The 18,800-nt window shown below is 66.9% G+C and carries 16 protein-coding genes; 11 read left to right on the forward strand and 5 right to left on the reverse strand.

The genetic code is table 11. The annotated features are described in order from the left end of the window. Positions 1-56 precede the first annotated feature (56 nt). Entirely contained in the window at positions 57-1,334 is a 1,278-nt protein-coding gene (locus ACVCMG_RS09455) for an O-antigen ligase family protein (RefSeq protein ID WP_447105353.1), read from the forward strand. An 18-nt stretch (positions 1,335-1,352) separates the two neighbouring features. On the opposite strand, the gene ACVCMG_RS09460 is transcribed toward ACVCMG_RS09455, so the two are convergent. Next, positions 1,353-2,249 carry a glycosyltransferase family 2 protein gene (locus ACVCMG_RS09460; protein WP_447105352.1) on the reverse strand — a complete coding sequence of 299 codons (897 nt, stop codon included), beginning with the start codon at positions 2,247-2,249 and terminating at the stop codon, positions 1,353-1,355. Between the two features lie 297 nt (positions 2,250-2,546). On the opposite strand from ACVCMG_RS09460, the gene ACVCMG_RS09465 reads away from it, so the two are divergent. Genes ACVCMG_RS09465 through ACVCMG_RS09480 form a run of 4 tightly spaced genes read left to right on the forward strand, consistent with a single transcriptional unit; the run spans position 2,547 to position 6,516 of the window. After that, the gene (locus ACVCMG_RS09465) at positions 2,547-3,365 is read left to right on the forward strand and encodes a glycosyltransferase family 2 protein (protein WP_447097537.1); all 819 of its coding nucleotides are present in this window, start codon (positions 2,547-2,549) and stop codon (positions 3,363-3,365) included. After that, positions 3,362-4,393, forward strand: a complete 1,032-nt coding sequence (locus ACVCMG_RS09470; protein ID WP_447097538.1) for a CDP-glycerol glycerophosphotransferase family protein — start codon at positions 3,362-3,364, stop codon at positions 4,391-4,393. Before ACVCMG_RS09465 ends, ACVCMG_RS09470 begins: the two co-directional genes overlap by 4 nt. Before the next feature lie 57 nt (positions 4,394-4,450). Next, positions 4,451-6,175, forward strand: coding sequence for an ArnT family glycosyltransferase (locus ACVCMG_RS09475; protein ID WP_447113960.1), 1,725 nt, complete (start codon positions 4,451-4,453; stop codon positions 6,173-6,175). Continuing rightward, the gene (locus ACVCMG_RS09480) at positions 6,172-6,516 is read left to right on the forward strand and encodes a tetratricopeptide repeat protein (RefSeq protein ID WP_447113961.1); all 345 of its coding nucleotides are present in this window, start codon (positions 6,172-6,174) and stop codon (positions 6,514-6,516) included. Before ACVCMG_RS09475 ends, ACVCMG_RS09480 begins: the two co-directional genes overlap by 4 nt. Here ACVCMG_RS09480 and ACVCMG_RS09485 read toward each other — a convergent pair. After that, positions 6,507-7,406 (reverse strand): LpxL/LpxP family acyltransferase, encoded by a 900-nt coding sequence (locus ACVCMG_RS09485; RefSeq protein WP_447113962.1) that lies wholly within the window; start codon positions 7,404-7,406, stop codon positions 6,507-6,509. The genes ACVCMG_RS09480 and ACVCMG_RS09485 overlap by 10 nt on opposite strands. 144 nt (positions 7,407-7,550) lie before the next feature. Between ACVCMG_RS09485 and dtd the strand changes: the two genes are divergently transcribed. The 5 genes from dtd to ACVCMG_RS09510 all read left to right on the forward strand — a co-directional run bounded on the left by dtd (position 7,551) and on the right by ACVCMG_RS09510 (position 12,955). Next, entirely contained in the window at positions 7,551-7,991 is a 441-nt protein-coding gene (dtd, locus tag ACVCMG_RS09490) for a D-aminoacyl-tRNA deacylase (protein ID WP_447113963.1), read from the forward strand. Positions 7,992-8,162: 171 nt separating this feature from the next. Next, the gene (gene rpoD / locus ACVCMG_RS09495; protein ID WP_447101165.1) at positions 8,163-10,049 is read left to right on the forward strand and encodes an RNA polymerase sigma factor RpoD; all 1,887 of its coding nucleotides are present in this window, start codon (positions 8,163-8,165) and stop codon (positions 10,047-10,049) included. 260 nt (positions 10,050-10,309) lie between these two features. After that, the gene (locus ACVCMG_RS09500; RefSeq protein WP_395120978.1) at positions 10,310-10,864 is read left to right on the forward strand and encodes a sigma-70 family RNA polymerase sigma factor; all 555 of its coding nucleotides are present in this window, start codon (positions 10,310-10,312) and stop codon (positions 10,862-10,864) included. After that, positions 10,861-11,523, forward strand: a complete 663-nt coding sequence (locus tag ACVCMG_RS09505) for a ChrR family anti-sigma-E factor (RefSeq protein WP_395120977.1) — start codon at positions 10,861-10,863, stop codon at positions 11,521-11,523. Before ACVCMG_RS09500 ends, ACVCMG_RS09505 begins: the two co-directional genes overlap by 4 nt. Positions 11,524-11,545: 22 nt before the next feature. Beyond that, entirely contained in the window at positions 11,546-12,955 is a 1,410-nt protein-coding gene (locus ACVCMG_RS09510) for a cryptochrome/photolyase family protein (RefSeq protein WP_447115403.1), read from the forward strand. Between the two features lie 1,069 nt (positions 12,956-14,024). On the opposite strand, the gene ACVCMG_RS09515 is transcribed toward ACVCMG_RS09510, so the two are convergent. From ACVCMG_RS09515 to ACVCMG_RS09525, 3 genes are all read right to left on the reverse strand, one after another. Further along, entirely contained in the window at positions 14,025-16,262 is a 2,238-nt protein-coding gene (locus tag ACVCMG_RS09515; protein ID WP_447105347.1) for a KAP family P-loop NTPase fold protein, read from the reverse strand. A 211-nt stretch (positions 16,263-16,473) separates the two neighbouring features. Beyond that, positions 16,474-16,995, reverse strand: coding sequence for an N-acetyltransferase family protein (locus ACVCMG_RS09520; protein WP_447113964.1), 522 nt, complete (start codon positions 16,993-16,995; stop codon positions 16,474-16,476). Positions 16,996-17,135: 140 nt separating this feature from the next. Further along, positions 17,136-17,624 (reverse strand): TspO/MBR family protein, encoded by a 489-nt coding sequence (locus ACVCMG_RS09525; protein WP_447105345.1) that lies wholly within the window; start codon positions 17,622-17,624, stop codon positions 17,136-17,138. A gap of 166 nt (positions 17,625-17,790) precedes the next feature. Between ACVCMG_RS09525 and ACVCMG_RS09530 the strand changes: the two genes are divergently transcribed. Continuing rightward, positions 17,791-18,798, forward strand: coding sequence for an acyl-CoA desaturase (locus ACVCMG_RS09530; protein WP_447105344.1), 1,008 nt, complete (start codon positions 17,791-17,793; stop codon positions 18,796-18,798). Positions 18,799-18,800 lie beyond the last annotated feature (2 nt).

Raw genomic sequence — 18,800 nt, forward strand, 5'->3', positions numbered from 1 at the left:
TCCTCTCCACGCCGCCCAGCCTGTCTCGCGGCGGTCTTCGCGAGCGTGACGCGCGCATGACCGATACCCACCTCGCGCAGGTGTTCGCGCGCCCCGGGCCGGCGTGGACAGTGTCGATCCTGCTGGCCCTGATGCCGCTGTCGTTCTCGATCGACTGGGGGATCAAGGCGCTGCCGCCGGCGCTGCTGTTCCTGCTTGGACTGGCGCTGATGGCGAGCACCGCCTCGATCCGGCGCAGCTATCGCGCGGCGTGGCCGCCGGTGGCGGTGGCGCTGGCGATGATCGGATTCGTGATCTTCAACGTGCTGCTGCACGACCTGGGCTGGCGACCGCTGGATCGGCCGGCGCACATTCTGCTGTTCCTGGTGGTGGCGGCGTGCTTCAGCCTGCCGTTGCGGATGCGCGTGGTGTGGGCCGGTTTCAGCCTCGGCGCCATCGTGCTGGGCGCGGCCGCCGTGGTGCAGGCCTACGCGCTCGGCATCGACCGTCCGCACGGCCTCAATGGCGGCCCGTCGGCCTCGATCGAACTGGCCACGGTGTTGCTGGGCCTGTCGACGATGGCGCTGGTGCAATTCCTGGCGCGCGGCACGGGGCGCCGGGAACGCTGGCTGCATCTGGTGGCGATGGGCTGCGCCATGTACGGCGCGCTGCTGACCCAGAGCCGCGGCCCGCTGCTGGCATTTGCGCCGGTGTTCCTGCTGCTGGTGCTGCTGCACGCGCGGCGCTGCGGACACTGGCGCTCCAGCCTGCTGCTGATCGGTGCCGTGTCTGTGGTGGCCGGGACCGTCACCTTCGGCATGCGCGGCGAGATGGTGGAGCGGTTCCAGGCGATCGCGCCGGAGGTCACCCGCTTCGACCAGAGCCTGGCCACCCGCGGCGCGGTGATCGAGCGGCTGGAGATGTGGCGCACCGCGGCGCGCGCCTTCGCCGAACACCCGCTGGTGGGCATCGGCGTGGGCCAGTTCGACGCGTATGCGCGCAAGGAGATCGCGGCCGGCCGCAGCCATGCCGCGATCGAACGCTACAACCAGCCGCACAACGAGTATCTGGAAGCGGCCGCCACCGGCGGCGTGCCGGGTCTGCTGGTGCTGCTGGCGGTGTTCCTGGTCCCGCTTTGCCACTTCAGCCGGCGCATGCTGGATGCGGACGACGAGGTGGCGCTGCCGGCTGCCGTCGGCGTCGGCGTGATCGCCTTGTACATGCTGTGCGCGCTCACCGACGCGGTGTTCTACCGGGTGATGACGCAATCGTTCTATTTCTTCACGGTACTGGGGCTGGCGCTGCGGCTCGCCCGGCTGCGCCGCTCCGAACCGCCGCCGGTGTCCGCGGCCTGATCGGCGCGGACGACCTTCTCACGCGGTGGCGGCAGCCGGTGGCGCGGCCACGCGACCCACCCCCACCGGCGGTCGCAATGGCGTCGGTGCAGCGACCGCGCGCAGGTCGACCGGCGCGACGACGAACTCGTCGCGGTATTGCTCGACGCCGCGTTCGCAGCGAACGAGGTTGCGCTGCCGGGTGTCGGCCAGGATGCGGTCGTTGGGGTTGTCCACCAGGTGCTTGCGGGTGGGGTGGTAGAGATGCACCGCCAGCGCGCCCAGGCGCAGGTCGCGGCGCAGCAGGCCGGCGTGGAAGGCGCGCACGGCCAGCTCGGTATCCTCGCGGCCCCAGCCGATCATCGCCTCGTTGAAACCGTTGAGGCGCAGCAGGTCGTCGCGCCAGAAACCCATGTTGCAACTCTTGATGCCGCGCTGGCGCATGCTCGGACGGGCGAACAGGTGGGCCAGCAGCGGGAGGCGCACGGTGTGGCGGCGGCGGTCGATGCCGCGACGGAAGAAATCCGGAAAGGTGGGCCCGCGGCCCAGCATCTCCTTCACCGAACGGGCATCGGTGAGCACGCGCGAACCCTGGGTGAAGCAGCCGCGCCGGGCGAAGCGGCGATGGTCGGCGATGAAGTGCCGCTCGACCACCATGTCGCCGTCGAGCAGGATGACGTAGTCGCCCTGCGCGGCGGCGATCGCGCGGTTGCGCGCGCGGCTCATGCGCGCGCCGTCGTCGGGCTGCCACAGATGCACCAGCCGCACCGGATAGTCACGCGCCAGGCGCCGCAGCAGTTCGCTGGTGGCCGGGCGCGAGCCGTCGTCGGTGACGATCACCTCGTGCGGCAGTTCGGTCTGGCTGGCCAGCGCGCGCAGCACCAGTTCCAGCGCCTCGGGCCAGTTATAGGTGATCACGGCAACACTGATGCGCATGGCATGCCCCCCACAGCGGTACATGAAGACTGCATTGGATGCGGCCTCCGGCCGCTGGCGGAAGCGATGTTCCGCTTCCATGTCTCGCGTCGGACGATCCGCGCCGATATCCGGCTTGCGGCGAACCTGACGCTGACTGTGGGCGCCCTGCGCCCCTTACGCCGTCCCACGGCAACCGCTCCAGGAGGCTGCGGCGTCCGGAATCCCTCCAATCGCACGCCAGCCACGGAATTCACTCCGCATTCACAGCATAACGCAGCGGCGGACCACTCGCATGATTCGGCTAGAATCGCCGCCATGCCTGCGTTTCCCCTGACCCTCGCCGTGATCACCCGCAACGAGGCGGCCCACATCGCCCGCTGCCTGGACAGCGTGCCGTTTGCCGCCGAGAAACTGGTCGTCGATTGCGGCAGCGACGACGACACCGTGGCGATCGCGCAGGCGCATGGCGCGCGCGTCGTCCACCAGGACTGGCTGGGTTTCGGGCCGCAGCGCAATTTCGCCGCCGGTCAGTGCGCGCACGACTGGATCCTGGTGCTGGACGCCGACGAATACCTCGGCGGCGACCTCGCCGACGAACTGCAGCGGCGCCTGCCCGCACTGATGGCCGGCCACGCTGCCGCCGCGTACCTGCGCCGCAGCACGGTCTACATGGGCGCGCCGATGCGCTGGTACCGGCCAGCGACGGGCGAGCGCATGGCCCGCCTGTACCACCGCGGCCGTGCGCGCTGGAGCGATGCGCGCGTGCACGAATCGCTGCAGTTCGACGGCCCCGCGCCCACCCTGCGCGGCAGCTTCCTGCACACCAACAACCCGACCCTGGTGCACAAGCAGCTCAAGGTGCTGCAGTACGCCGAACTGAAATGCCGCGACTGGCTGGACAAGGGCAAGCCGGCGCGGATGTGGCAGGCGCCGTTCGTCTACGCGCTGGCTTTCCTCAAGGATTACCTGTTCCGGCTGGCCTGCCTGGATGGCTGGCGCGGCTTCGTGATCGCGCAGACCGCCGCCAGCTACGCACTGTACAAGCGCATGCGCTACTACGAGATGACGCGCAACCCGGCATCCGTCGAACAGGCCGCCAGCGCGCTGCGCGCGCAGGGCGCGAGCATCGAATGAACAGTCCCAGACGCTATCTGATGTACGGCTCCGAGCGCTATGCGCTGGCCATCCTGCGCCCGCTGCAGGAGGCGGTGCGCGCCCGCGGCGGCGAGGCGGCGTGGTTTTTCGACGGCCCCGGCGCCGAGGATCTGGTCGAGGGCGAGCGCCTGCTCGACGTGGCCGGCGTGCGCGCATGGAAGCCCGACGCCGTGCTGACCCCGGGCAATCACCTGCCGCATTTCTTCACCGGCGTGAAGGTCGAGGTGTTCCACGGTTTCGATGCGGGCAAGCCGCGCCACATCTACATCCGCGGTTTCTTCGATCTCTACTGCACCACCGGTCCACGCGATACCGCACAGTTCCAGGCGCTGGCGGACCGGCTCGGCCACTTCACGGTGACCGAGACCGGCTGGCCCAAGCTCGACCCGTTCATGCGCGAGATCGCCGGCCCGTTGCCGCCGGTGCGCCGGCCGCCGGTGATCCTCTACCACTCCACCTTTTCGCCGTCGTGGAGTGCCGCCGAGACGCTGTACGAGGAAGTGAAGCGGTTGTCGCGCGACGGTCGCTGGCACTGGATCGTCACCTTCCATCCGAAGATGAACCCGGAGACCACGGCGAAGTTCAAGGCGCTGCAGAACGAGTACCTCACCTTCGCCGAGAACGACAACATCCTGGAGCTGTTCCCGCAAGTCGACATGATGTGCTCGGATACCTCCTCGGCGCTCAACGAGTTCCTGCTCACCGGCAAGCCGGTGGTGACATTCAAGAACCGGCGCCCCGGGCCGCAGTTGCTCGACATCGACGACGCGAAGGACTTCGAGCCGGCGATCGAACGCGCGCTGGCGCGGCCGCCGGAACTGATGCAGGCGATCGCCGACTACGGCAACGCCATCCATCCGCGCCGCGACGGCCGCTCCAGCGAGCGCGTGCTCGACGCGATCGATGCCTTCCTCGCCCGCGGCGGTCGCAACCGCCGGCGCAAGCCGCTCAACCTGTGGCGCAAGCTGAAACTGCGTCGCCGCATCGGCTACTGGGGTCCGGCCTAGCGATGCCCTGATCCGGTCGCAGGCTAGAATCCTTCTCTCCCACCGCGAGTGCACCCCGTGCCGCCCAGCTCCTTCAGCCGTTCCGAACACCTGCGCGCGGTCTGGCCGTGGCTGCCGCTGTGGATGCTGGTGGCGCTGCTGGCGATCTTCGCGCACGGCCCGATGCCGCTGTATTCCACCCGCACGCTGGCGGTGGCCTGGGACATGTTCAGCCATGGCCAGTGGCTGGTGCCGCACATCAACGGCGCGCCGTACAGCGAGAAGGCGCCGCTGCTGTTCTGGCTGATCGAGGCCGGCTGGTTCGTGTTCGGCGTCAGCGACGTGTGGCCGCGCGTGCTGGAGGTGCTGTTCGGCGGCGCGCAGCTGGTGCTGGTGTCGCTGCTGGCGCGGCGGCTGTTCCCGCACCGGCCGTGGATGGCCAAGGCCGCGCCGTGGATGTTGCTGGCGTTCGGCTACGCGTTCCTGTTCGCCTTGCAGATCATGTACGACGTGCTGCTGGCGGTCTGGGTGCTGGCCGCGCTGCTGTGCCTGACGCCGAAGCCGCGGCGGGTCGAACCGCGCTGGCTGCTGTTCGGCGTCTGCGTGGGGCTGGGGTTGCTGACCAAGGGCCCGGTGATGCTGCTGCACGTCGCCTTCCCGTGGCTGCTCGGGCCGCTGTGGAACGAATGGGCGCGCGAGCATCGCGCGCGCTGGTACGGCTCCGGCGTGCTGTCGCTGTTGCTCGGCGGCGCGATGCTGCTGGCATGGGCGTTGCCGGCCGGCCTGGTCGGGGGGGACGCCTATCGCGAACGGCTGTTCTTCACCCAGACCGCCGGGCGCGTGGTCGACAAACTGTCCGAAGGCAAGGATCTGCAGAACCACGCCGGACCGTTCTGGTTCTACGTGCTGTGGTTGCCGGTGCTGCTGTTCCCGTTCAGCGGCTGGCCGCGCGCGTGGGTGGCCGTGGCCGGGCTGCGCCGGCCGCTGGAATCGGGCCTGCGCTTCGCGCTGTGCTGGCTGGTTCCCGCATTCGTGGTGTTCTCGCTGATCAGCGGCAAGCAGCTGTATTACCCGCTGCCGGAGCTGGCCGGCGTGGCTCTGCTGATGGCCGGTGCGATCGCCGTGCTGCGCGAGCGCCGCGCCGCGCTGGCCAACCATTACGCGCTCGGCACCTGGCCGCTGGGCGTGGGGGGGATCGTCTTCGCGCTGCTGCTGTTCGCGCTGCCCATGCTGGTGGAGCACGCCGTCGTGCAGGGCGACTGGGCGCACACGGTCGCGCCGTACAGCCGCTACTTCAGCGTGATCTTCCTGCTGCTCGGCAGCCTGCTGCTGATGCGCGGCCGCGGCGAGCTGCGCCGGCTGGCGGTGGCCGGGCTGATCGGCGTGTTCGCGCTGAATGCGCTGTTCACGCTGACCCTGTGGCCGCGCTGGGACCTGCGCCCGTCGGCCGAACTGCTGGGCCGCGCCGAGCAGGCCGGCCACCCGCTGGCCTTCATGGGCAGCTACGCCGGCGAGTTCCACTTCGCCGGCCGGCTGACCCGGCCGATCACCGAGCTGTACGGCGACCAGGCGCTGGCCGATTACGCACGCGCGCATCCCGATGCGCTGGTGGTCGACCGGCCGGACCACCTGACCCCGGCCGACCTGCGCTACGCCTTGCTGGCGCAGCCGTTCCGCTCGTCGTGGGTGGTGATCTGGACGGCCAGTTCGCTGGCCGATCTGCGCGCCGGCCACACGCCGCCGGAACCGGCACAGCCGACCCAGCTCTATCCGGCCGACGAACGCCGCTACCGCCTGCCTTGAACGCCCTGCTCGACAACCTGCGCCGCCAATGCGACGGCCCGCGCGATGGCGCGCTGCTGCGCTACTCGCTGGGCAGCGCCCTGCTTGATGCGGGCGACGCCGCCGGTGCGGTGGCGGCACTCGAACGTGCGCTGGAGTTCGACCCGACCTATTCGGCCGCGTGGAAGCTGTTGGGCAAGGCCCGGCTCGCCAGCGGCGAGCCCGCCTCGGCGGCCGACGCCTGGCGCCGCGGCATCGCCGCCGCCGGCGTGCGCGGCGACAAGCAGGCCGAAAAGGAGATGACCGTGTTCCTGCGCCGGCTGGAGAAATCGCCCGCGCCGGGCGACGCGGCTCAGTCCTGACGCCTCTCGTCGTCGTACGGACTGACCAGGCCCACCGCCGACCAGCGCTTGTACTGCCACTGGTACTGCGCGAACGCTTGCTCGACGCAATCCTGCACGCCGCGATTGAGCGCCGTGCAGGCGACCTGCGGGTCGGCATCGGCGATGCCGGGCGGCGCCTCGCGCAGGTGGATGCGGTAGCCCGCGCCGGCGGGCAAGCGTTCGGCGAAGGCGAACAGCACCGTGGCGCCGGTGCGTGCGGCCAGCCGCGGCAGCAGCACCATGGTCAGCGCATCGCGGCCGAAGAACGGCGCCAGCCGCCCCTCGCCCGCGCGCGGCTTCTGGTCAGGCAGGATGCCCACCGCGCCGCCGGCAGCCACCCGCTTGTACAAGGCGCGCACGCCGGCGCCGTCGGCGCGGATCTGCTCGGGCGCCAGCGCCCCGCGCACCTTGCGCAGCAGGCCCTCGATGGCGGCGATGCGCGGCGGCCGGTACAGGATCGCCATCGGCGTCTTGCGGCACAGCCAGTAGTTCAGCAACTCCCAGCAGCCCAGGTGCGGCGCGGCAATGATCACGCCCCTGCCCGCCGCCAGCGCGGCATCGAGCAGCGCCTCACCGCGCACCTCGCACACCAGATCCAGCGCGCGTTCGGCGCCACCGCCCCACACCTTGACGATCTCGGTGATCGACTTGCCGCTCTCGCCCATCACCTCGCGCAGCAGCTCGCGCTGGCGCACCGCGTCCGGCAACGGCCGCGCGATCCGCAGGTTCACCGCGGTGTGATGGGCCGTGCGCCCCCCGCGCCACAGCACCAGCCGCCCCAGCCCCGCCCCGACGCCATGCAGCGCCCGCAACGGCAACAGCGCCAGCAGGCGCAACAGCAGATAGATCACGTAGATGTCGAAACGCATGAGCGAAAGTGTAGCTGGGCCGGAAATGGGGAATCGGGAATGGGAATAGTCAGGCGCGCACCGGATGGGCTCGCCCGACTGCGTGGCATCAGCCGCCGGGCGCTATGCTTTTCCCATTCCCGATTCCCCAATCCCGGCCACCCCATGATCTCCCTCATCCAGCGCGTGACCTCCGCCAGCGTGCAGGTCGGGGACGAGACCGTCGGCGCGATCGACGCCGGCCTGCTCGCGCTGGTCGCGGTGCAGCCGGAGGATGGCGAGGCGCAGGCCCGGCGCATGCTGGAACGGTTGCTCGGCTACCGCGTGTTCGCCGACGATGCCGGCCGCATGAACCGCTCGCTGCGCGACACCGGCGGCGGCCTGCTGCTGGTCAGCCAGTTCACCCTGGCCGCCGACACCCACTCGGGGATGCGCCCCAGCTTCACCCGCGCCGCCGCGCCCGAGCATGCGCGCCACTGGTTCGACTACCTGCTGGGACTGGCGCGGGTTGCTCATCCGAGGGTGGAAACCGGACGCTTCGGTGCCCATATGGTGGTCCAGCTGGTCAACGACGGCCCGGTCACCTTCTGGCTGGACACCGCCTGACCGAGGTGCCGCGCGGCACCCCGCAGACAGCGCCAACACCGCGGTCTGGCTCGAATTTTGCGTGTCGTCCGACGCGGCAGACGACAGAATTTTTCACTTGAAAACTGGTCAGAAAAGCAGCACATCGCTATAATGTCCGGTTCTTGCACCCCTTTGGCGGTCGGTCAATCCATGAACAGCAAAGCTCCCCATGAGCAACAGTCGGAAATCAAGGCACTCATCTCGAAGGGCCTGGAGCAGGGCTATCTGACCTACGCCGAGATCAACGATCACCTCCCCGACGACATCGTCGACCCGGAGCAGATCGAAGACATCATGGCGGTGCTCAAGGGCGTCGGCATCGAAGTCCATGACGCCGCGCCGGATACCGACACCATCTCCGACAGCGCCGCCCCCGGCGGCGGCCCGGGCGATGACGACTCCGCCGCCGAAGAGGCCGTGGCGCTGCTCTCCGCCGTGGACGCCGAAGTGGGCCGCACCACCGACCCGGTGCGCATGTACATGCGCGAGATGGGCACGGTCGAGCTGCTCACCCGCGAAGGCGAGATCGCCATCGCCAAGCGCATCGAGGAAGGCCTGGGCCAGGTGCAGACCGCACTGGCCAGTTTCCCGCTGACCATCGAGCTGCTGCTGGAGGAATACGACCAGCACCTGGACGGCAAGCGCCGCCTCAGCGAGATCCTGGCCGGCTTCCTCGACCTGGAGGAAGCCGCCGACCTCGCCCGCAAGGAGAAGGAAGCCGCCGCCGCCGAGGCCGCCGAGCTTGGCCTGGACGAGGAATCCGATGGCGACGACGAGGATTCCGACGACTCCAGCGAAGAGGAAGAAGCCGGCCCCACCGGTCCGGACCCGGAGGAGGTCAAGCGCCGCATGGAACTGCTGCGCGAGTACTACGCCAAGTTCCAGAAGGCCGCGCCGAAAGCCGCCAGCATCACCGACAAGAAGATCGTCAAGCTCCGCGACCAGATGGCCGAGGAGTTCCTCAAGCTCAAGCTGCCCAGCGCCCTGATCGACGGCTTCGTGCGCAAGCTGCGCGAGGTGGTGGGCGACATCCGCCACCACGAGCGCGTGCTGCTGGACATCTTCGTCAAGCAGGTGAAGATGCCCAAGGCCGAGTTCATCAAGGCGTTTCCCAGCAACGAGGGCAACCTCGAGTGGGTCGCCGAGCTCAGCCGCAAGCGGCAGAAGTGGTCGCCGAACATCAAGACCTACCGCGAGGCGATCGACGCCGAGCAGGAGAAGCTGGCCGCGATCGAGCGCAAGCTGTTCCTGCCGCTGATCGACATCAAGGACATCAACCGCGCCATGGCCTCGGGCGAGGCCAAGGCCCGGCGTGCCAAGAAGGAAATGGTCGAGGCGAACCTGCGCCTGGTGATCTCGATCGCCAAGAAGTACACCAACCGCGGCCTGCAGTTCCTCGACCTGATCCAGGAAGGCAACATCGGCCTGATGAAGGCGGTGGACAAGTTCGAATACCGCCGCGGCTACAAGTTCTCGACCTACGCCACCTGGTGGATCCGCCAGGCGATCACCCGCTCGATCGCCGACCAGGCGCGCACCATCCGCATCCCGGTGCACATGATCGAGACGATCAACAAGTTGAACCGCATTTCCCGCCAGATGCTGCAGCAGTTCGGCCGCGAGGCCACGCCGGAGGAACTGGCCAAGGAAATGGAGATGCCCGAGGACAAGATCCGCAAGGTGCTGAAGATCGCGAAGGAACCGATCTCGATGGAAACCCCGATCGGCGACGACGAGGATTCCCACCTGGGCGACTTCATCGAGGACGGCAACGCCAGCTCGCCGATTGACTCGGCGACGGAAACCGGCCTGATGGAAACCGTGCGCGACGTGCTCGCCGGGCTCACCCCGCGGGAGGCCAAGGTGCTGCGTATGCGCTTCGGCATCGACATGAACACCGACCACACCCTGGAAGAGGTCGGCAAGCAGTTCGACGTCACCCGCGAGCGGATCCGCCAGATCGAGGCCAAGGCGCTGCGCAAGCTGCGCCACCCGAGCCGCTCCGAACAGCTGCGCTCGTTCCTCGACGTCGAGTAGGCGCACGCCAACGCACCACCGGAACAGCCCCGCCACGTGCGGGGCTTTCTTTTGCCCGGCCGCTCGCGGGCGATTTTCGATGCGGTTGAATCCGAATGGCCACGCCCGCCGTATGCCTGTGACAGGGGGCATGTCCGATCGTCGGGCATGTGGCCCCGGTCGCCAGCGGAAAGTTGCGTATGATGGGTCCGGATCGCTCTGCCACCGAGGTGACGCCCTTTCGGGCGATACAACCCGTGCCTGCCGCCGTGAACCACGCCATGCCTGACGCACGTTACTGGTCGACGCAGATGGCCGCCGTGTCCGCGCAGCGTGACCGCGCGAGTTTCATGCGCATCTTCGATCACTTCGCGCCACGCCTGCAGCGCTACCTGCGCAACCTCGGCGTGCCCGAATCGATCGCCGACGAGCTGGTGCAGGAGGCCTTGCTGACGCTGTGGCGCAAGGCCGCGATGTTCGATCCGGCGCGCGCCAGCCTCGCCACCTGGCTGTATCGCGTGGCGCGCAACCTCTACATCGACCACGTGCGCAGGGAACCGCACTGGTCGCCGATCCAGGAAGGCCTGGACCAGCTCGACCAGCTCGAATCCGGCCGGCTCGACTCGCAACCCGAATCCTCCTTCGACCAGGACCTGTTGAAGCAGGCCATCGATCAACTTCCCCCGGTGCAGGCCAAGCTGGTTCGCATGTGTTACCTCGAAAGCAAAAGCCACAGCGAGATCGCGCGGGAGCTGGACATGCCGCTTGGCTCGGTCAAATCCTCGCTGCGGCGCTCGTTCGCCAAACTGCAGGGCAGCATGAGGGGCGCTCGATGAAGCCGAATCGTCACCTCGACGACGCCACCCTGATCGGCTATTCCGCCGGCGCCCTGCCCGCCGCACTGGCGGTGGTTGCGGCGGCTCATCTGGAACGCTGCGCGGAGTGCCGCGCGCATCTGCGGGACGCCGACCAGATCGGCGGTGCCCTGCTGCAACAGCAACGCGCAGAAGGCCCGGCGGAGGATGCGCGCATCGCGATCCTGGCCCGGCTCGATGCCGAGCCGGAGACCGGGCAGGCGGCGTTGCCGCCCGAGGCCGTCGATGCCCGCGATCCCGATCGCCTGCCGCGCGCCCTGCACCCGTGGTTCGGCCAGTCCCTGCGCGCGTTGCGCTGGAAGCGCGTGGCGCCGGGCGTGCAGCGCATTCGCGCCGGCGGCATCGCTGGCGGCGACCTGATGCTGCTGCGCATCGCGCCAGGCAGCAAACTGCCTCTGCACAGCCACGGCGGCAGCGAGCTGACGATGATCCTGGACGGCGCCTACGACGACCTGCTCGGTCACTTCGGCCCCGGCGACGTGGCCGACCTGGACGGCGAAACCCTGCACCAGCCGGTGACCTCGCCCGGCGTGCCGTGCATCTGCGTGGCCGCCACCGATGCGCCGCTGAAGTTCTCCGGCTGGCTCGCGCGCACGCTGCAACCGCTGTTCGGCTTCTAGAACCGTGTCCACGCGCGACGCCATGGACACGGCGCTGGTGCTGTTCCGGCGCGACCTGCGCCTCACCGACAACCCGGCGTGGAGCGCGGCCTGTACGCAACACGCACGGGTGCTGCCGGTCTTCATCCATGCCGATGACGACGCCGGCTCCACCGGCGCCGCCAGCCGCTGGTGGCTGCACCATTCGCTGTTGGCGCTGGACCACGACTTGCGCGATGCCGGCGCCGCCCTGCACCTGCGTCGTGGCGAGCCGCTGGGCACCCTGCGCGAGCTGATCGACCGCAGCGGTGCACGCACGGTGTACTGGAACCGCTTGTACGAGCCGGCCACGATCGAGCGTGACACCCGCGTCAAGAGCGCCCTGCAGGCCGACGGCATCGCGGTGCACAGCCACAACGCCGCGTTGTGGTGCGAGCCATGGCAGATCGCCACCCAGCAAGGCCAGCCGTACAAGGTGTTCACGCCGTACTGGCGCAACCTGCGCGCGCAACTGCAGGCGACCGGACCGCTGCCCGCGCCACGCGTGCCGGGCTGGCGCGACTTGTCCGGCAGCCTGCCGCTGGCGGCACTCGAGCTGCTGCCGCGCATCGCCTGGGCCGATGGCCTGGCCGCCAGCTGGCAACCGGGCGAAGCCGGCGCGCAGGAGTTGCTGGAGATATTCGCCGACGACGCCATCGGCGACTACGCGCACGCACGCGACCTGCCCGCGCGCCATGGCACCTCGCGGCTGTCGCCGCACCTGCACTTCGGCGAGATTTCGCCGCGGCAAATCCACTTCGAACTCGATCTTCGCGCCCGTGCCGCCGACGCCACACGCCGCCCCGACATCGAGCCGTATCTGCGCGAGCTGGGCTGGCGCGAATTCGCCCATCACCTGCTGTACCACTTTCCCCACACGCCCACCGCCAACTTCAATCCGCGCTTCGACGATTTCCCGTGGGCGTCCGCGGATCAGGCCTTGCTGGAACGCTGGCAACGCGGCCGCACCGGCATCCCGCTGGTCGACGCCGGCATGCGCGAGCTGTGGCACACCGGCTGGATGCACAACCGCGTGCGCATGGTCGTGGCCAGCTTCCTGACCAAGAACCTGCGCCAGCACTGGCAGCACGGCGCGCGCTGGTTCCGGGACACCCTGGTCGACGCGGACCTCGCCAACAACACGCTGGGCTGGCAGTGGGTGGCCGGCTGCGGCGCCGACGCGGCGCCCTATTTCCGCGTGTTCAACCCGGTGACGCAGGCGAAGAAGTTCGATCCAGATGGCGTCTATCTGCGGCGCTGGTTGCCGGAGCTGGCGGAGGCGCCGTTGGGGTTGCTGCATGAGCCGTGGAGGGATGCTGGTCTGCTCAGGCGCAGTGGGTATCCGGTGGCGATGGTGGATCTCGGGGAGTCGCGGCAGCTTGCGTTGGATGCCTATGGGGCACTGGCACGCTAAACCCGTTTAGGCGATGGCGTGGTCACCAAGATCAAGAGCGTTTCGTGCCCCTTCGTGGCCCGAGTTACTTATCTCTTGCGTGGCCAAGAGATAAGTAACCAACAGAGAAGGCCACCCCGCTTGGCGCTTGCCGGGCATCCCTGCCCGGCAAGTCCGTGAGCCGGGGCCGGGCTTTTCGACCGGACTCCTGTCCGGACGAAAAGGAGTCGACATCCCTGTCGACTCCCGCTGCGCGGCCTGTCGACCCCGACTCACCGCCGCACAGGGGCCCCGGGTAGAGCAGCGCGCCATCCTGGCTCGCACTCGGTGCGCCACCGCGTCGCGGTGGCAAGAGCTGAAGAGCCAGGAGCATGAAAGCTCCGAACGGGTAGGACATTTCAATTCCGGAATGTGCCAGTGCGGCCATCTGACTTCCATGCACCGCCGCAAGAGCTCCGTTCGCAAAGGTTGCGACCTTGCGCGCAACCGGAAAACTCCGAAGCGCGGAGGTCCCGACCCTTGCGCGCAACCGAAAAACTTCCGGGGGCAAGGCTCCCGAGCTCCGTGTGCAACCGTAAAACCCTTGCGCGCAAGGGTCGGAACCTCGGCCTGGCGAAGTCCGCGGCACCACGCACGAAGGTCTCCGGGTTGCGCGCAACCGTTTTACCGTGGCACGCAACGCTTTTACGGTTGCGCACGGAGGTCGGCAGGTTCGCGGTGCGAGGGTTTTACTGTTACGCACGGATGTTTTCGGTTGCCGGCGAGGGCTTTCCGGTTGCGCACGAGGCTTCTGCCCTCGCGCGCGTGCGCTTCTTGCCCCGAGAGTGGGGGTGGATCTCGCGCGTGTGGCCTCGGCGGGTGCGCGGGTGCAGTTGACACACTTGCATCACAGGCTCGCTACTTCGAGCGCGGCCCTCTGTGCTGTCGGATCGATTTGCCGCGCCCGCTGCGGGCTCCGCCGGTGCGGCACGCGGGTTGAGGGCGGCACTGCTGACCTTACCCACGAACCCATGGCTATCGATCGTCGACTTCCGGCCAGAAACGAACATTGAGCGTCTACTAAAACTTGGCCGCTCCAGACTTACGACTGCTACGGATCGCCACCTTGAACCCGTTCAGCTTCGTCCAGAGTCTCGTTGTAGACAACCATGAATTGATGCGCTATCCGCCGAGATATCGCAACTTCTGCGCCGTGATGGAAATTGGGATGATCTAGCTCGGCCCCATAGCGATCGCGCAACAAACGTGCGATTTCCGCTGGATCGATCAATCGCGCAATATCGTCATAGGACTCCCTACGGAAATCGGCTCGCCTAGGGAGTCCATCCTCCATTCCCCATGCTTCTCCAACATAAATATCGAGGAAAGCATCTACCTCTTCGCCTGTACGTCCGAGATTCTCCCGTAGCCGAGTGGAAGCTCCATTCATCTCAGCCTTCTGCCAAAGCCAATAGAGCTGCCTCGCGTCAGTACCAAACTGACGATACAGTGGTAATTCGTGATCCGCTTTAATCACCCGCTCGACCAGTGCTCCGTCCAGACTGAGCAGAACATCTCTTGTGAGTAGGTGTCGATCTTCAGGATCATCCCTTCCCGGCATCATCCAACGCGTGCATTCCACTGCAAACGGGAGTGGCATCGCTATTTCAACAATCTCCTCAGCGAAACGGTTACGGGCCTCCCCGGCGGGGACATTCCGAAGGAGATGCGCGATCAAGATTGCCATCTGCATGCGCGTGCCGCCGATGGCAAATTGTCCACGCTCTACCGGTGCACTACTACCATTCCGCGCAAGCACCGGTATCAGAGCTTGTGCCTGCGATTCCGTGACCTTTTCCTCTCGCTGTCGCATCTTCTTGACGAAAACCGCCGGAGCCGCTCGCATGAGTCGCAGAAGTGCTTCCTCTCGCGAACTCGTATCCAAATTTGGTGCGGACGCAATGAATTCGTCAATCGCTCGATCGGATATGTCGTTTGGCGGTACCCCATAGGTGAAGTAGCGCCGGAAGTATGCCTGTGAACAAATACGCTTGTCGCGAGCCCATTCGGGCTCCCACTGACCCCCGTACTGCATATTGGCCGTTCTGGGAAACAGATGCCTTAGCAGTCCACGCGTGAGATCTTCCCGCTCTTCTTTCGTCCTGCCAGGCGTCGACACCTCAACAATCTGCCGGATCCGCTCCAGCCGATCTTGTTGGGGTCCTTCCTGCTGATCCAGCCAGAGCGACGGAGTGGCGCGAATCGCACCATGCAGTTTTGGGTAGAAGACGCGCAGGCCTTCAACAAGCATGAAATCCACGATATTAACTTCGCCCTTGACAAGGGGGAGCGAGAACATCAATGCATTCGAGTAGAGACGCGCTTGCCTCGGTGTTTCCAGCTTCGGCTCCAACCCACTCATGAATTGGATAGTAAAAAGATCAACATCCTCTTGTCCCAGCTCGAACGCCGCATGACTTAGCGCCTTGTCGACACCCTCATAGGCCATCTGCCGCAATGCCATGGTGTCTGCTGGCGGCAAATGCAGGGGAACCTGAATGATCTTTTCGAGGAAAGCTCTGCCTGCTGCATAACCACCGTCGCCATAGCGCTCGCCCAAGGCAGCTGCCACTACCTCCTCGTCGAATGCCAACAGGTACGTCGTATATTCAAAGCCAGCCGAAAGTTTGACCAACTTGAAGATGGCGTGGGTCTCGGCCCGGTCCAGACGGTCGATATCGTCGATGAGTACGACAACCTTCTTTCCCGAGTCGGATAGCCCCTTTTCAATTCGACCCTTGAGTTCGTCGAGCGTCGTCGTCGAGAGCGCCTCGCCAATGCCCTGCGCTGCCTTGCCAGGGGCCAGAGTAATGAGACCTCCCGCGAACGACGTTGATGCAATCGAGAGAAGGCTTCCATACTTCTTGACTGCCTCGCCGACCTTCTCCCCAGCGGTCTCTAAGCTCTTACCCAATGCAGAAGCCAGCGTTGCGAAGAATCCTCGGACCAACTGTTCTTCTGACGCGAAATGCCACGGATTGAATCGGACCACTACGATGTTCGCCTCTGCCCTGAGGCGTTCCTCAATCATGTAGAGAACGGACGTCTTACCGTCTCCCCATGGGCCAGAAAGACCAAGCACGAGGCTGGAGGGCTCCTGTCGAGTAGCGATGGTCTCGGCAATGCGTACTGCGAACGCTGCGCGCGCAAATCGGTCATTGGCCGCCGAGCGAATCGGCTGGTCAGTGGAATAGGAACTTTCTACGGGAGCATCGATTAGCAGGGCAGCAACAGCCTCTGGCGTCACTGCGTTGGTCGCATTCCCTTTGATCCAAGAAAAAAACTTCATCCAATCTGTCTCCCTTTAGCCTTCCCGGCTTCTACCTCGTTAACGCGGCTAGTTCTCAGTTTCGTGGCGATAGTTGATTATGTCTGCTTCGGGTCGGTTTCTGCCTGTCGCACCTTGCGCGGTCGTCGTAGCGCCTGCAAGGGCCATCATGACCCTCGGACGCGGTGCGCTTCTTGAAAATCGGACGCTGACCCCGGCTTCGGGCCTTCCATCACCTGGTGCCAACCACCCGGGTCATGATGACATCGCGCTGCGGGTCGGTTCCCACGGGGAACACATGCTCGCCCGCTTCGGCGAAGCCCCACTTCCTGTAGAAGGCGATGGCGCGGGGATTGTGTTCCCACACGCCGAGCCAGACCTGATCGGCGTGGGAGGCCTTTGCCAGGGCGATGGCTGCGGACATGAGATCCGGCGCCACGCCCTTACCGTGCCACGCTTCGCGGAGATACAGGCGCTGGATCTCGGCGGGTCGTTCGGCCTTGATGCAGTCGGGCGGACGGCCCCAGCGAAGCTGGGCGAATCCGACGAGCTGGCCATCGTGCTCACTGACCAGCGTCGTGATTTGCGGATCGGAGATTTCCCGCGCCTGGATGGCCTCGCTGTAATGGGCCGCGCAATGGAGGCGCATGTCTTCGGGCGTGTTGGCCACCTCGAAGGTATGCCGGAAGGTCAGCTCCGCCAGTTCGGCGAGAGGCAGCGCGTCGGAGGGTTCGGCTTGGCGAATGACGGGCAAGGCTGGCTCCAGGGCAACGCCTCGTTGGGTGAGGCTGCTGATCTTGAAGCCTGCGGGCTGCCTGGCATAGAGCCAGTCGGGGGCGTCTGTTCCGTTCGGAACGCGGCCGCGACCGGAGCCCGCCGCGTTCTCGCTGGAACTCAGCCAAGAATCCCCGGATTCAGCTGCCACACGGCGAAGTTCAGCGCCGCAGCGAAGCTGACCCAGCACAGGTACGGCAACAGTAGCGCGCCGGCCAGCGGCCGCTCGCGCCAGAAGCCGATCACGGTGGCGGCGATCAACAGCCACAGCAGCACGATGTCGGCGAACGCCAGCGCGCCGCGGTGCCAGCCGAAGAACAGCCAACTCCATAGTGCATTGACCGCCAGCTGGAGCACGAACAGTGCGAGCACGCCGCGCTGGCGGCGCCCGCCGCCTTCGCGCCAGACCAGCCATGCGGCGATGGCCATCAGCGCGTACAGCAGCGACCACACCGGGCCGAACACCGCCGAGGGTGGCGCCCAGGTGGGTTGTGCCAGCTGCCGGTAGAAGGCGGCGGCCTGTATCGAGGCGGCCGCGCCGATCGCGGCGGCGGCGAAGCTGAGCAGCAGCCAGCCGAGCAGTCCGATGATCTGTTTCGTGCCTGACATGCGTATCTCCTGCTGGTGTGACCGGATACGTGGACGGCGGCGTTCCGGATCCGCTTCATCGCATGGGCGACGGTGACTCGACGTGAAACCGGCACGCTGCCGGCGCATGCATCCAGCGGGGCGCTTCCTGCGTATCTGTCACTGAACCGTTGACAGGCAGGTTGCCATGGCCCTCCCCGCTCCACCCGTGACTGCACCGCCTGAGCGGGTCGACACCTCGACCATCGGCTTGGCCGATCGTGCCGGCCCGCGGCGTTCGTGGCTGATGCGCAGCGTGCGGCGCTGGTTCGACACCAGTGCCGCGGTGGAGGTGGACGAGGCGCGCGAGGATCGCATCGACTGGCTGCGCGCGGCGCCGTTCGTGGCGATGCACCTGGCCTGCCTGGGCGTGATCTGGGTGGGCGTGTCGCCGGTCGCGCTGATCGTTGCGGCCGCGCTGTATGCGCTGCGCATGTTCGCGCTGACCGGGTTCTATCACCGCTATTTCTCGCATCGCACGTTCCAGACCTCGCGCGCAGTGCAGTTCATGTTTGCGCTGATCGGTGCGTCCTGCGTGCAACGCGGGCCGCTGTGGTGGGCGGCGCATCACCGGCAGCACCACCGGGTTGCGGACACGCCGGCCGATCCGCATTCGCCGCGCGTGCACGGCTTCCTGTGGAGCCATGTCGGCTGGTTCCTGACCCCGCGCAATTTCCGCACGGATCTCACGCGGGTGCCGGATCTGGCGAAGTATCCCGAGCTGCGCTGGCTGGACCGGTTCGACATCGCGGTGCCGCTGCTGCTGGCCATGGCGATGTACGGGCTGGGCGCGTTGCTGCAACACGTGGCGCCGCAGCTGGGCACCAGTGGCGGGCAGATGCTGGTGTGGGGTTTCTTCGTGTCCACCATCGTGTTGTTCCACGCCACGGTGACGATCAACTCGCTGGCGCATCGCTTCGGCCGTCGTCGTTACGCGACGAAGGACGACAGCCGCAACAACCTGTGGCTGGCGCTGCTGACGTTCGGCGAAGGCTGGCACAACAACCACCACTTCTTCCCCGGCTCCAGTCGCCAGGGCTTCCGCTGGTGGGAAGTCGACGTGACCTGGTACGGACTGAAGCTGATGGCGATGCTGGGCCTGGTGCGCGGGCTGAAACCGGTGCCGGCGTGGGTGCTGGCCAGGGCGGGGAGCTGAGC

The sequence above is a fragment of the Rhodanobacter sp. UC4451_H18 genome, from assembly GCF_052978225.1.

Excerpts from the sequence above, each read along its gene's own strand:
- dtd (WP_447113963.1), top strand. The coding sequence starts at position 7,551 with ATGATCTCCCTCATCCAGCGCGTGACCTCCGCCAGCGTGCAGGTCGGG.
- ACVCMG_RS09485 (WP_447113962.1), bottom strand. The coding sequence starts at position 7,406 with ATGCGTTTCGACATCTACGTGATCTATCTGCTGTTGCGCCTGCTGGCG.
- ACVCMG_RS09460 (WP_447105352.1), bottom strand. The coding sequence starts at position 2,249 with ATGCGCATCAGTGTTGCCGTGATCACCTATAACTGGCCCGAGGCGCTG.
- ACVCMG_RS09510 (WP_447115403.1), top strand. The coding sequence starts at position 11,546 with ATGGACACGGCGCTGGTGCTGTTCCGGCGCGACCTGCGCCTCACCGAC.
- ACVCMG_RS09515 (WP_447105347.1), bottom strand. The coding sequence starts at position 16,262 with ATGAAGTTTTTTTCTTGGATCAAAGGGAATGCGACCAACGCAGTGACG.
- rpoD (WP_447101165.1), top strand. The coding sequence starts at position 8,163 with ATGAACAGCAAAGCTCCCCATGAGCAACAGTCGGAAATCAAGGCACTC.
- ACVCMG_RS09500 (WP_395120978.1), top strand. The coding sequence starts at position 10,310 with ATGCCTGACGCACGTTACTGGTCGACGCAGATGGCCGCCGTGTCCGCG.
- ACVCMG_RS09530 (WP_447105344.1), top strand. The coding sequence starts at position 17,791 with ATGGCCCTCCCCGCTCCACCCGTGACTGCACCGCCTGAGCGGGTCGAC.
- ACVCMG_RS09505 (WP_395120977.1), top strand. The coding sequence starts at position 10,861 with ATGAAGCCGAATCGTCACCTCGACGACGCCACCCTGATCGGCTATTCC.
- ACVCMG_RS09455 (WP_447105353.1), top strand. The coding sequence starts at position 57 with ATGACCGATACCCACCTCGCGCAGGTGTTCGCGCGCCCCGGGCCGGCG.
- ACVCMG_RS09465 (WP_447097537.1), top strand. The coding sequence starts at position 2,547 with ATGCCTGCGTTTCCCCTGACCCTCGCCGTGATCACCCGCAACGAGGCG.
- ACVCMG_RS09525 (WP_447105345.1), bottom strand. The coding sequence starts at position 17,624 with ATGTCAGGCACGAAACAGATCATCGGACTGCTCGGCTGGCTGCTGCTC.
- ACVCMG_RS09470 (WP_447097538.1), top strand. The coding sequence starts at position 3,362 with ATGAACAGTCCCAGACGCTATCTGATGTACGGCTCCGAGCGCTATGCG.